The sequence below is a fragment of the Enterobacter sp. WCHEn090032 genome (assembly GCF_003986875.1).
In the GTDB taxonomy this organism is placed as follows: domain Bacteria; phylum Pseudomonadota; class Gammaproteobacteria; order Enterobacterales; family Enterobacteriaceae; genus Enterobacter; species Enterobacter sichuanensis.
In genome coordinates this window covers 1-11844 of sequence record NZ_RXRN01000032.1, presented here as the reverse complement: position 1 = coordinate 11844, position 11844 = coordinate 1, and the positions used below count along the sequence as shown (strand labels likewise).

Sequence of the window (11844 nt, the reverse complement as noted above, 5' to 3'; positions counted from 1 at the left end):
ACTTACTGCCTTTTATTAATGACCTCGATGGTGCTGGCAACAACACCCTCCAGTGACTGATCGATATCAACCACTAAGACGTCTTTCTCATCTTCACCCGGCTCCTGCAGCGCTTCGAACTGCGTCACCAGCATCTGTGTTTTGAAGAAGTGACCTTTACGCGCCTTCAGGCGGCTTTCAATCACCTCGAAGTCACCTTTCAGGTAGATGAACGAGAGGTTCGGATTGCCGTCACGCAGCAGATCGCGGTAGGTTTTTTTCAGCGCGGAGCAGACGATCAGGGAAACTTTGTTGGTGCGCTGCATGGCGAACGCGGCGTCATTCAGCGCCTGCAACCACGGTTTGCGGTCGTCATCGTTCAGCGGCTCGCCGGAGGCCATTTTCATGATGTTGCTGCGCGGATGGAGGAAGTCGCCATCAAGAAACGCAGCATGGAGTTGATGCGCCACTTCGCTGGCTACGGCTGATTTCCCGCTACCGGAAACGCCCATCAGGACGTAAACGTGGTGATCATGATTAGTCGTGCTCAAAGGGTGTCCCTCAGTCAATTGTTACGGGTAACAGTTATCGGTAACATTGTCCTGCCGGGGCAAAAGAGAAGCAATATCCAAACGTGCGCGAAGTGAATAAGTGTGAGCTACTTCAAATTTGTCGATTCAAATAGATCCACCCGGTGACAAGGTGAAACCTAAATCTAACATTTTCGGCGTAACCGTCTCACCCCGAATGCGCGCCAGCAGGCGTTCTGCACCAATGCGCCCCATGCGTTCACGCGGCGTCAGAACGCTCGCCAGACGCGGCTCCATCACCTGGCCAATGTCGTGGCCGTGGAAACCGGCGATGGCCATATCGTCAGGGATCTTCAGCCCCAGACGCTGGCACTCAAACGCCGCGCCGACCGCAAGGTCATCGTTGGTACAGAAAATACCGTCCAGTTGCGGATACTCGCGTCGTGCCTGACGCATCAGCTCAATACCCGAGGTGTAGGAAGAGGACTGCTCCACCATCACGCTGTACGGGGTTAAGTTTGCGTCGAGCATCGCCTGCTCGTATCCCTTCTGTTTGATGATAGTACGTTCATCCAGACGCGCACCCAGATAGGCGATATGACGATGTCCGCGGGCGATGATTGCCGCTGTCATCTGCCGCGCCGCTTCGAAGTTATCAAAGCCGACGGCGATATCGAGGCACGGCGACTGGCTGTCCATGAGCTCCACCACCGGAATACCGGCGACTTCAATCATCTTCAGCGTGCGGGGAGTGTGAGTACGTTCGGTTAAAATCAGGCCGTCGATGTTCCAGGAAAGCATCGATTCAAGACGCTCCTCTTCCAGTTCCGGCTTGTACCCGTAGTGGGCGAGCATGGTCTGGTAACCAAAGGCGTCGGTGACGCTTTCAATGCCGCGCAGCACTTCGGCAAACACCTGGTTGGTTAAAGAAGGCAGGAGAACGCCCACCGCACGGCTGGTCGCATTGGAGAGGATATCGGGCGCACGGTTGGGGATATAACCCAGTTCATCAAGGGCAGCAGCAATCTTGCCACGCAATGCCACGGAAACCTGCTCCGGGTTACGTAAAAAACGGCTGACCGTCATTTTGGTCACACCGACGCGATCGGCGACATCCTGAAGTACGGGGCGTTTCTTTTTCATCGTCCTGAGAAATCTTGAAGAGAGAGATTTGCTCAGTTTATCACGGACAAAGCCCATCCTTCCCCTGTCAAAGGGAAGGATGGGTATTTATTTATGTTTTATTACACCGGCGGCAGGTCAAACAGCAGAATTTCACTTTCGCTGTCGGCATGCACGGAGAGCGCCTGCTCATCCCAGACTGCCAGACCATCGGCGGTTGTCGCTTTCGTACCGTTGATGGAGACTTCACCTTTCACCACCTGGATCCAGACGCGGCGGTTAGCGGCAATCTGATGTACAGACTGTTCATCTTTCGCCAGCGCCCAGCGGTACAATTCCATATCCTGATGTACTTTCAGGGAACCGTCGCGCGCATCCGGGGACAGTACCAGCTGTTTGCCCTGTTTCGCGTCGAAGCGGCGCTGCTCATAGCGCGGCGTGATGCCGGTCTCTTCTGGAATGATCCAGATTTGATACAAGTGCAATTTTTCCGTTTTGCTCGGGTTGTACTCGGAGTGACGTACCCCGGTACCCGCGCTCATAATCTGGAACTCGCCCGCCGGAACCTGCTCTTTGTTGCCCATGCTGTCCTGGTGCTCCACCGCGCCTTCCAGCACATAGGTGAGGATTTCCATGTCTTTGTGCGGATGGGTACCGAAGCCCTGGCCTGCATCGATGACGTCATCGTTAATCACGCGCAGTGCGGAGAAGCCCATAAAATTCGGGTCGTAGTAGTCGGCAAACGAGAATGAATGCCATGAGTCCAGCCAGCCATGATTCGCGTGACCACGTTCGTTTGCTTTGCGTAAGTAGATCATTGTTTTCATCCTCAGTTCGTTTCGATGGAGTAAGTGTGGACGCAAACGGTCTGGGATCATAGAGGGTGAAAATTGACTCCTCTGTTCAAAAATTATGAACAAGCGCAGAGGAGCCATTTTTGCTTATTTCGCGAGGGTTACCGTGGCTGGAGAAGCCTGTTCAAAGGCCCGTTCAAGGATTTCGAGGTTGGTCAGAACGTCAGATTCCTTGACGTAATTCGGCGTGCCGCGAGTCAGGGTCGCAAACAGTGCGTCATAGACGCGGCCATAGTCGCCGGTTTCTGGCGTAAGCTCTTCTCGGACCGTCACCCCCTCAGCGTTGACGTACTCCAGCACGCCCACGGAATCATCCGCCGCAAAGCCCGGTTCACCCGGCATGATGTTGGCCTTCAGGCTGGTCTCCTGCTGGTCGATACCGTATTTGATAAACGAACCTTTGGTGCCGTGAACGATAAATTTCGGGTAGTCGATTTTCACCAGATGACTGGTCTTAACGATAGCTTTGAGGTCGCCGTAGAACAGCTGCGCTTCAAAGGTGTCATCCGGGTTGGCTTTGTTACGCAGGCTGCGAATGTCGTACGCCACGTGGTCAGGGCGACCAAACAGGGAGATGATCTGATCCATAGTATGGACGCCGAGACCGTAGAAGGAACCGTCCTGCGGCAGGCCGGGTTGGGTTTCCGCCACCGGACGGTAGTAGTCGAAGTGGCTTTCGATTTCCACGATCTCGCCCAGCTTGCCGCTCTCAATCGCTTTTTTCGCCGTCAGGAAGCAGCTGTCAAAGCGTCGGTTCTGATATGGCGTGACGGTCAGGCCCTTGCTTTTTGCCAGCGCGAATAGCGCCTTCGCTTCGGCGATAGTCGGGGTGAAGGGCTTTTCTACCAGCACGTTTTTGCCCGCTTCGAGCGCGCGTTTCGCATAGTCAAAATGGCTGTCGGCATGGGTACAGACGACGACCAGGTTAACCTGCGGGTCGCCCAGCACCTCATCCAGATCGCTGGTGAAATGAATAGGGGAATACTGCGGGGATTGCTCTTCAGGCTTCGCGCGGCGACGGTAGATATGCGCCACATGCCAGCTGTCTTTACGGTTGAGGACATACGGAAGGTGATAGCGGGTGGTGCTTTTACCAAATCCAATAAATGCGCAATGTAGTGTCATGGCTCACTCCTTTTGGAAGGTTACTGAGTCTAACCATAACAAAAAAAAAGCCAGCTAAAAGCTGGCTAAAGTAATACTGGAAGCAATGTGAGCAATGTCGTGCTTTCAGGTTCCCGTAGCGGTCCTCCTGAATGCAAAGCAATAATAATCATTCTCATTCGCACTTGTCCAATACTTTTTGCAAAAAATAGCGGTTGACTCAAATTTTAAACTCATTGATGTTGGAAGGGACATTTAACTGACTGAGGAACAAGGAATGAGTGAGATAGTGATACGCCATGCGGAACCGAAAGATTATGACGCCATTCGTCAGATCCACGCCCAGCCGGAGGTGTACCACAACACACTACAGGTTCCTCATCCCTCTGAGCAGATGTGGCAAGAACGGCTAGCCGACCAGCCCGGCATCAAGCAGCTCGTCGCCTGCATAGACGGTCAAGTCGCCGGCCATCTGTGCATCGCCGTCGCGCAACGCCCGCGCCGCAGCCATGTGGCTGATTTTGGGATTTGTGTCGGCGCGCAGTGGCAAAACCGGGGCGTTGCCAGCGCGCTGATGCGCACCATGATTGATATGTGCGATAACTGGCTGCGCGTTGACCGCATTGAGCTGACGGTGTTTGTCGATAACGAACCGGCGATTGCGGTGTACAAAAAACACGGGTTCGAAATTGAAGGCACCGGCAAGCGCTATGCCCTGCGCAACGGTGAATATGTGGACGCGTATTATATGGCGAGAATGAAGTGACTTACTTCCCCCTCACCCTGACCCTCTCCCCTATGGGGAGAGGGCTGGGGTGAGGGGTAAAAATCAATACCCCGCCGTTAAATCATCCACCGAACGTGGGTCTGACGCGCCAAACAGCGCCCCGTCTGGACCCACCATAATGCTCTGGGTACTGCCCATCGCCTCTTTCACCGCCACCTTCTGTCCGCGCTGCTCCAGCAGTTTAAGGGTGTCCGGGCTAAAGCCCTTCTCGACGCGCAGTTCATCCGGCAGCCACTGGTGATGGAAACGTGGCGCATTGGTCGCTTCCGCGACGTTCATCCCAAAGTCGATACTGTTCACCACCATCTGCAGCACGGTGGTGATAATCCGGCTGCCGCCCGGACTGCCCGTCACCAGCCAGGTCTTACCGTCTTTCACCACGATAGTGGGCGACATGGACGACAGCGGGCGTTTCTTCGGCCCTACCGCGTTTGCATCGCCGCCGACCAGCCCGTAGACGTTCGGCACGCCCGGCTTGGCGGAGAAGTCGTCCATCTCGTTGTTGAGCAGAATGCCGCTGTTGCCCGCCACAATCCCGGTACCAAACGTGGTGTTGAGCGTATAGGTCACCGCGACCGCGTTACCGTCTTTATCCACCACCGAGAAGTGGGTGGTCTGGTTGCTCTCGTACGGCGCCAGCTTGCCGGGGCGGATCTCGCTCGACGGCTTCGCCTTATTGATATCAATCTGATCGGCAATGGATTTGGCATACGCCTTGTTGGTCAGCGCCTGCCACGGCACCTTCACGAAGTCCGGATCGCCGAGGTACTCCGACCGGTCAGCGTAGGCGCGTTTCTCCGCTTCCGCCATTATCTGCATGGCATCCGCACTGCCGAAGCCGAACTTGTGCATATCGAAGTTTTCGAGAATGTTGAGGATCTGCACAATGTGAATGCCCCCGGAAGACGGCGGTGGCATGGAGAAAACTTCGTAGCCGCGATAGGTTCCGCTAATCGGCTCGCGCTCTACGGCTTTGTACTCCGCCAGATCCGCTTTGGTGATGAGCCCGCCGTTCTTTTGCATCTCTTGCGCAATCTGGTCGGCAATCGCCCCTTTGTAGAACGCGTCCGGACCGTGCTCCGCAATCAGCTCCAGGCTTTTGGCAAGGTTCTTCTGCACCAGCTTATCGCCCTTCTTCAGCGGTTCGCCGTCTTTCCAGAAGATAGCCTTACTGTTTTCGTGATGGGGAATGACTTCGCTGCCGTAGGTTTTGAGGTCATCGGCCAGGGCGTCATTCACGATAAAGCCTTCCCGCGCCAGCTTTATTGCAGGCTGCACCACTTTATTCAGCGGCATCGTGCCGTATTTTTCCAGCGCCAGCGAGAAGCCCGCAACGGTGCCCGGCGTGCCGGAGGCGAGATGTGACGTCAGGGATTTTTTACTGTCGGGGTTACCCTGATCGTCGAGGAACATATCGCGGGAAGCCTGAGCAGGCGCCATCTCGCGGAAGTCGATGGCGGTGGTTTTCCCGTCTTTGGTGCGCAGCATCATAAAGCCGCCACCGCCCAGGTTCCCTGCCTGCGGATGCGTCACCGCCAGCGCGTAGCCGACCGCCACCGCGGCATCCACCGCATTACCGCCCTGCTTAAGAATATCGACGCCCACTTTCGTTGCCAGCGCATCCACAGAGGCCACCATGCCATGCGTTGCCCGCACAGGATGAAAGACATCTTCCTCCACGCCGTAAGAGACCGGAGGCGCCGCTGGCGGGTTGGCCGCCACGCTAAATGTGCCGCCTGCCATCAGCGCAGCGATGGCGACCCAGCGCAAAAACGTTGGTTTCATCATTATTGTTCTCCAGGTGAAGGGATCCATATTCCCCGCTTAAGCCTGGTTCACAACTCCTAAAAAATCATCGTCATGGTGAAATCGGGGTAAACTTAAGAGAGACCTCAAGAGGAGGAAATGACAATGAAACGCTTGATGATTCTTACGGCGCTGATCCCGTTTGCCGCGCTCGCACAGCCACTTAATACGATGAATAACCCGAACCAGCAGGGTTACGTTATCCCGAGCCAGCAGCGTATGCAGACCGAGATGATGAGCCAGCAACAACAGCAAAAAGGGATGCTGAACCAGCAGCTAAGAACCCAGACTCAGCTGCAGCAGCAGAGTCTGCAAAATCAGATGAACGCCAACACCCAGCGTGTGCAGCAGGGCCAGGTCCGCGAGCAGCCGCTGCCCAATAAAAACGGCGGGATGTTAGGTGGCATGACGTCGTCAGGCAGCGGGCAGCAGCATATGCTGCCGCCGCAGTCGAATGGCAGTATGCTTAATCCGCAGAACTAAAGTCCGGACCGATCAGGTCAATTGCATCGGTACAGATGCAGTCCACGCCCCAGCGCAGCAGCTCAGCCGCACGCTGGGGTTTGTTGACGGTGTAGACCAGAATATGCAGCCCTTCCGCTTTCAACATCTTCACCCGCGCCTCATCCAGCAGCTTGTGGTTAAGGTGAATAGACACGCAGCCTAAACGCGTCGTCAGCTCGCGCCAGTCTTCACGCCACTCGTCCAGCAATAGCCCGCGCGGCAGCGCCGGTACGGCAGCCTGTGCGGCTTCCAGCGCGTCGATGTCAAACGAGGAGAGCAGCGGTGGCGTCATCCCTTCCCACAGCTCGCGCGCGGCAAGGGCAATCACTTTGCCCGTCAGCGGCCCGGTGCCGGTGGTCGGTTTAATTTCGATATTGGCCATCATGCCGTGCTGACGGCAGCGGTCGGCCACTTCCGCCAGCAGCGGCAGCGGCTCGCCCTTGAATTCGCCGCTGTACCAGCTTCCGGCGTCCACTTTCAGCAGATCGCGCCACGGCAGTTCACCCGCCACGCCCCAGCCGTTGCTGGTGCGCTCAAGGTTATCGTCGTGCAGCAGGAAAATTTCGCCGTCTTTTGACAGCTTAGCGTCGAACTCGATCATCGTGTGGCCGTAGCGCGCGCCAACATCAATTGCCGCCAGGGTGTTCTCCGGCGCCAGTTTACCGCCGCCCCGGTGGGCGACGATGTGGGGATAAGGCCAGTTGCTCATACTCGTTGTCCTGTTTCACCGTCAAATAAGTGCAGGTGATTTTCCGGCAGATGCAGCCACAGCGTGCTGCCCGCTTTCGGGCGCTCCTGATGCGCAAGACGCACCACCATTTTTTGCTCGCCCCAGCGCCCGTGCGCGAGGTTATCCGCGCCCAGCATCTCCAGCGTGTCCATCACCAGCGGCACGCCGCCGTCCGCCTGTGAGGTTAAACCGATATGTTCCGGGCGGATACCGAGCGTCATCTTACGCCCGGCGTAGCCACGATAGTACCAGTTGATCGGCAATGCCATCCCGCTTTCCAGTTCAAAGTGCGTGCCCGAGTTGCTGATGCGGCCTTCAAGCAGGTTCATCGCCGGGCTGCCGATAAAACTCGCCACAAAGCGGGTAGCGGGCTTCTCATATACCTCCACCGGAGTACCAATCTGCTCGGCGATGCCTTTGTTCATCACCATCACCCGCTGGGCCAGCGTCATGGCTTCGACCTGATCGTGGGTAACGTACAGGGAGGTGGTTTTCAGACGACGATGCAGCTGCTGCAGCTCAAGACGCATCTGCACACGCAGCTTGGCGTCAAGGTTAGAGAGGGGTTCATCGAACAGGAACACCGCTGGATCGCGCACAATAGCGCGCCCCATCGCCACGCGCTGGCGCTGGCCGCCGGAGAGCTCGCGCGGACGGCGCTTCAGCAGGCCATCCAGCTCCAGAATACGCGCCGCCTCTTTCACGCGCTCCGCAATATGACCTTTGCCCATGCCGCGGATTTTCAGCCCCCAGGCCATGTTCTCTTCCACGCTCATGTGCGGGTACAGCGCATAGTTCTGGAACACCATCGCGATACCGCGGTCTTTCGGCTCCATCTCGGTCACGCGCTGGCGGTCAATCCAGATATCGCCAGAGGTCACGCGCTCCAGCCCCGCCACCATGCGCAGCAGGGTGGATTTGCCGCAGCCGGACGGGCCAACCATGACGATGAATTCCCCGTCCGCCACGTCGAGCGTGAGCGGCTGGATCACCTGGGTTTTGCCATCCCAGCTTTTGGTTACTGCCTGAAGTTTTAAACCTGCCATCTTATTTCTCGCTATCGACCAGGCCGCGGACAAACGCGCGCTGCATGGCTAAAACAATGACTACGGGTGGGATAAGGGTGAGCAGCATCGCCGCCATCACCTGGTTCCAGAGGGTGGTGCCTTCGCCGGTGGCAATCATGCCTTTGATGCCCGCCACGGCAGTGCCGAGGTTGACGTCCTGAATAATCAGCAGCGGCCACAGGTACTGGTTCCAGCCGTAGATAAAGGTGATCACAAACAGCGCCGCAAGGTTGGTTTTCGACAGCGGCAGCACGATGTCGCGGAAGAAGCGCATTGGTGAGGCGCCATCGATCCGCGCGGCTTCAATCAGCTCGTCCGGCAGGGTCATAAAGAACTGGCGGAACAGGAAGGTGGCCGTCGCCGAGGCCATCAGCGGCAGGGTTAAGCCCGCATAGCTGTCCAGCATCTTGAGGTTGGCGATCACTTCCACCGTCGGGAAGATACGTACCTCCACCGGCAGCATCAGGGTGATGAAAATCATCCAAAAGAACAGGTTACGCAGCGGGAAGCGGAACCAGACGATGGCGAACGCCGAGAGCATCGATACCGTGATTTTTCCGACCGTAATGCCAAACGCCATGATGAAGCTGTTGAGCATCATCAGCCAGAACGGCGCGCTGTTGGCCCCCACGCCCTGGGTCCAGATGGTTTTCATGTTCTCGAGCAAATGCGTGCCTGGGATCAGCGTCATCGGCGTGTCGAACACCGCTTTGGTGTCCAGCGTGGCGGCGACAAACGCCACGTACAGCGGGAACAGGATGACGATGATCCCTAAAATCAGCATGGTGTGGCTGAAAATCGTCAGCCCGCGACGGTTCTCAATCATTGGTAGCGCACCTTACTTTCAACATAGCGGAACTGCACCACCGTAAGGATGATGACGAGGAACATCAGCACGACGGACTGCGCGGCGGAGGCTGAGAGATCCAGCCCGGCGAAGCCTTCGCGGTAGATCTTATAAATCAGCGTGGTGGTCGCCTGCACCGGGCCGCCGGCGGTGGCGGCGTCGATCACCGGGAAGGTGTCGAAAAAGGCGTACACGAGGTTCACCACCAGCAGGAAAAAACTCACCGGGGCGATCAGCGGCAGTGACAGCCGGAAGAAGCGACGAATCGGCCCTGCGCCGTCAATCGCCGCAGCTTCCACCAGCGAACGGGGAATAGACTGCAGCGCGGCAAAGAAGAACAGGAAGTTGTAGCTGATCTGCTTCCACACCGAGGCAAACACCACCAGGAACATGGCCTGGCCGCTGTTCTGGGCGTGGTTCCAGTCGTAGCCAAACTCTGCCAGGAAATGGGTAATTAGCCCGCGACCGGGGTTAAACAGGAAGATCCACAGCACGGCGGCGACGGCAGGCGCCACGGCGTACGGCAGCAGCATCAGGGTCTGATACAGACGGCTGCCGCGCACGACATAATCTACCAGCGCGGCGAAGAACAACGAGGCGACAAGCCCGCTGACGGTGACCAGCGCGCTGAACTTCATCGTCGTCCAGAAGGAATCCAGGTAGTAGCTGTCATGGAACAGCGCGGTAAAGTTGTCCAGGCCAACAAACTGGCTGGAGAGTCCGAACGGATCAACGCTTTGTACCGAGTACCACAGCGCTTCGCCCGCAGGCCAGATAAAGAAGATAACGGTGATGACCAGCTGCGGCGCGACCAGAAGATAGGGCAGCCAGCGGGAACGAAACACCGGACGGGATGAGGACATTGAGATTGGGTTCCTGAACAATGCCGGGTGGCGGCTACGCCTTACCCGGCCTACAAAATAGCCCCCTCACCCCGGCCCTCTCCCCATAGGGGCGAGGGAGAAAAGACGGCTCCGTGCAGTCCCCTCTCCCCTTTGGGGAGAGGGTTAGGGTGAGGGGGATTAGTTTTAATTACGATTTGGTCGACTGCTCAAAGCGGCGCAGCAGCTGATTCCCGCGCTCTACCGCGGAATCCAGCGCCTGCTGTGGCGTTTTCTTCCCGGTCCACACGCTTTCCAGCTCTTCATCCACGATGGTGCGGATCTGCGGCATATTGCCCAGGCGCAGGCCTTTGGTGAACGGCAACGGCGGCTTGTTCAGCATCTGGCGCGTCGCGATATCTGCGCCCGGGTTCTTGCTGTAGAAGCCCTGCTCGCGGGTCAGGTCATAGGCCGCTTTAGTGATCGGCAGATAGCCGGTCTTCTGGTGCCATTCGGCGGCGTTTTCCGGCTTCGCCAGGAAGTCGAGGAACTCGGCCACCCCTTTGTAGGTGCCCTTGTCTTTACCCTGCAACACCCACAGGCTTGCCCCGCCGATGATGGCGTTCTGCGGCGCGCCTTTCACGTCAGCGTCGTACGGCATCATGCCCACGCCGTAGTTGAATTTGGCGTAGTGGCGGATATCCGCCAGCGAGCCGGAAGAGGCGGTGGTAATGGCGCAGTCACCGTTGTAGAACTTCTCGGTGGATTCATCTTTACGCCCGAAGTAGCTGAAGTCGCCCTTCTTGTTGAGTTCTTCAAGCAGCGCGATGTGCTTCACCTGCTCTGGCTTGTTGAATTCCAGTACCGCATCGGTGCCGTCGAAGCCGTTATTTTTGGTGGCAACCGGCAGGCCGTGCCAGGCGCTGAAGTTTTCAATCTGGATCCAGCCCTGCCAGCCGCTGGCGTAGCCGCACTTCATCCCTGCCGCTTTCAGCTTCGCGGTATATTCAGCCAGGTCCTGCCAGGTTTTTGGCGGCTGCTCCGGGTCTAAACCGGCTTTTTTGAAGGCATCTTTGTTGTAGTAGAGCACAGGCGTTGAGCTGTTAAACGGCTGAGACAGCAGATGGCCGCTTTTGGAATCCGTGTAGTATCCCGCCACGGTTGGCACGAACCGGGATTCGTCGAAGTTGATACCCGCTTCTTTGAACACTTCATAGACCGGCTTGATGGCTTTCGAGGCCATCATGGTCGCGGTACCCACTTCATAAACCTGTAACAACGCAGGGGCGTTACCGGTACGGAAGGCGGCAATGCCGGCGCTCAGGCTCTGCTCGTAGTTCCCTTTGTACACCGGCACAATTTTGTAATCCGGATGGGTGTCGTTGAAACGCTGCGCCAGGGAGTCAACTTCTTTACCCAACTCCCCTTCCATGGAATGCCAGAACGGAATGGTCGTCACAGCCATTGCGTTCGTCGCAAAAGCCAGACCCAGTGCCAGACCCAAAGCTGTGTGTCGTAACGATGTCATTGTCATCTCTCTTATTGTGCCGGATGCGCGATATCACGCGTTTTATGCTCGCGAGGTAACATGACATGCTCGAATGACAGAAAAATAACTGTTTGTTTACAGATAAGTGACAACAAAAGGTCAGCGGGATGATGGTTGTGTGAAGGGGGTTGGGTGCGTGGTTGG

Annotated in this window: 12 protein-coding genes; 2 read left to right on the top strand and 10 right to left on the bottom strand. The window is 57.0% G+C overall.

Annotated features, from left to right (window positions below; all coding sequences use genetic code 11):
• Nucleotides 1–2 precede the first annotated feature (2 nt).
• The 4 genes from gntK to EKN83_RS20075 form a co-directional block, all read right to left on the bottom strand.
• Complete coding sequence (gene gntK, locus EKN83_RS20090; protein WP_025757825.1) at nt 3–530, bottom strand: gluconokinase; 528 nt, start codon at nt 528–530, stop codon at nt 3–5.
• Nucleotides 531–656: 126 nt separating this feature from the next.
• Entirely contained in the window at nt 657–1652 is a 996-nt protein-coding gene (gene gntR, locus EKN83_RS20085) for a gluconate operon transcriptional repressor GntR (protein WP_025757824.1), read from the bottom strand.
• Between the two features lie 101 nt (nt 1653–1753).
• Nucleotides 1754–2449, bottom strand: coding sequence for a pirin family protein (locus EKN83_RS20080; RefSeq protein WP_025757822.1), 696 nt, complete (start codon nt 2447–2449; stop codon nt 1754–1756).
• A 123-nt stretch (nt 2450–2572) separates the two neighbouring features.
• Nucleotides 2573–3610 carry an oxidoreductase gene (locus EKN83_RS20075; RefSeq protein WP_126801571.1) on the bottom strand — a complete coding sequence of 346 codons (1038 nt, stop codon included), beginning with the start codon at nt 3608–3610 and terminating at the stop codon, nt 2573–2575.
• 256 nt (nt 3611–3866) lie between these two features.
• Between EKN83_RS20075 and yhhY the strand changes: the two genes are divergently transcribed.
• The gene (gene yhhY / locus EKN83_RS20070) at nt 3867–4355 is read left to right on the top strand and encodes an N-acetyltransferase (RefSeq protein WP_025757819.1); all 489 of its coding nucleotides are present in this window, start codon (nt 3867–3869) and stop codon (nt 4353–4355) included.
• Between the two features lie 63 nt (nt 4356–4418).
• On the opposite strand, the gene ggt is transcribed toward yhhY, so the two are convergent.
• Nucleotides 4419–6164 carry a gamma-glutamyltransferase gene (ggt, locus tag EKN83_RS20065; protein WP_176472248.1) on the bottom strand — a complete coding sequence of 582 codons (1746 nt, stop codon included), beginning with the start codon at nt 6162–6164 and terminating at the stop codon, nt 4419–4421.
• A gap of 123 nt (nt 6165–6287) precedes the next feature.
• Here ggt and EKN83_RS20060 point away from each other — a divergent pair, with 123 nt between their 5' ends.
• The gene (locus EKN83_RS20060; protein WP_025757817.1) at nt 6288–6665 is read left to right on the top strand and encodes a DUF2756 family protein; all 378 of its coding nucleotides are present in this window, start codon (nt 6288–6290) and stop codon (nt 6663–6665) included.
• Here the strand turns inward: EKN83_RS20060 and ugpQ are convergent.
• From ugpQ to ugpB, 5 genes are all read right to left on the bottom strand, one after another.
• A complete protein-coding gene (ugpQ, locus tag EKN83_RS20055; protein ID WP_025757815.1) occupies nt 6649–7395 on the bottom strand; it encodes a glycerophosphodiester phosphodiesterase in 747 nt (248 codons plus the stop codon). The two genes, EKN83_RS20060 and ugpQ, sit on opposite strands and share 17 nt — an antisense overlap.
• Nucleotides 7392–8462 carry a sn-glycerol-3-phosphate import ATP-binding protein UgpC gene (locus EKN83_RS20050; RefSeq protein ID WP_025757813.1) on the bottom strand — a complete coding sequence of 357 codons (1071 nt, stop codon included), beginning with the start codon at nt 8460–8462 and terminating at the stop codon, nt 7392–7394. The genes ugpQ and EKN83_RS20050 overlap by 4 nt, the downstream gene beginning before the upstream one ends.
• Nucleotide 8463: 1 nt before the next feature.
• The gene (ugpE, locus tag EKN83_RS20045) at nt 8464–9309 is read right to left on the bottom strand and encodes a sn-glycerol-3-phosphate ABC transporter permease UgpE (protein WP_047957533.1); all 846 of its coding nucleotides are present in this window, start codon (nt 9307–9309) and stop codon (nt 8464–8466) included.
• On the bottom strand, nt 9306–10193 hold the full coding sequence (gene ugpA / locus EKN83_RS20040; RefSeq protein ID WP_023618241.1) for a sn-glycerol-3-phosphate ABC transporter permease UgpA: 888 nt from the start codon (nt 10191–10193) through the stop codon (nt 9306–9308). Before ugpA ends, ugpE begins: the two co-directional genes overlap by 4 nt.
• 169 nt (nt 10194–10362) lie before the next feature.
• A complete protein-coding gene (gene ugpB, locus EKN83_RS20035) occupies nt 10363–11679 on the bottom strand; it encodes a sn-glycerol-3-phosphate ABC transporter substrate-binding protein UgpB (RefSeq protein ID WP_126801570.1) in 1317 nt (438 codons plus the stop codon).
• Between the last annotated feature and the right edge of the window lie 165 nt (nt 11680–11844).

What these genes read in the sequence shown, in the direction of transcription:
- gntR (WP_025757824.1), bottom strand. Translation starts at nt 1,652, where the DNA reads ATGAAAAAGAAACGCCCCGTACTTCAGGATGTCGCCGATCGCGTCGGT.
- EKN83_RS20080 (WP_025757822.1), bottom strand. Translation starts at nt 2,449, where the DNA reads ATGATCTACTTACGCAAAGCAAACGAACGTGGTCACGCGAATCATGGC.
- EKN83_RS20075 (WP_126801571.1), bottom strand. Translation starts at nt 3,610, where the DNA reads ATGACACTACATTGCGCATTTATTGGATTTGGTAAAAGCACCACCCGC.
- yhhY (WP_025757819.1), top strand. Translation starts at nt 3,867, where the DNA reads ATGAGTGAGATAGTGATACGCCATGCGGAACCGAAAGATTATGACGCC.
- ggt (WP_176472248.1), bottom strand. Translation starts at nt 6,164, where the DNA reads ATGATGAAACCAACGTTTTTGCGCTGGGTCGCCATCGCTGCGCTGATG.
- EKN83_RS20060 (WP_025757817.1), top strand. Translation starts at nt 6,288, where the DNA reads ATGAAACGCTTGATGATTCTTACGGCGCTGATCCCGTTTGCCGCGCTC.
- ugpQ (WP_025757815.1), bottom strand. Translation starts at nt 7,395, where the DNA reads ATGAGCAACTGGCCTTATCCCCACATCGTCGCCCACCGGGGCGGCGGT.
- EKN83_RS20050 (WP_025757813.1), bottom strand. Translation starts at nt 8,462, where the DNA reads ATGGCAGGTTTAAAACTTCAGGCAGTAACCAAAAGCTGGGATGGCAAA.
- ugpE (WP_047957533.1), bottom strand. Translation starts at nt 9,309, where the DNA reads ATGATTGAGAACCGTCGCGGGCTGACGATTTTCAGCCACACCATGCTG.
- ugpA (WP_023618241.1), bottom strand. Translation starts at nt 10,193, where the DNA reads ATGTCCTCATCCCGTCCGGTGTTTCGTTCCCGCTGGCTGCCCTATCTT.
- ugpB (WP_126801570.1), bottom strand. Translation starts at nt 11,679, where the DNA reads ATGACATCGTTACGACACACAGCTTTGGGTCTGGCACTGGGTCTGGCT.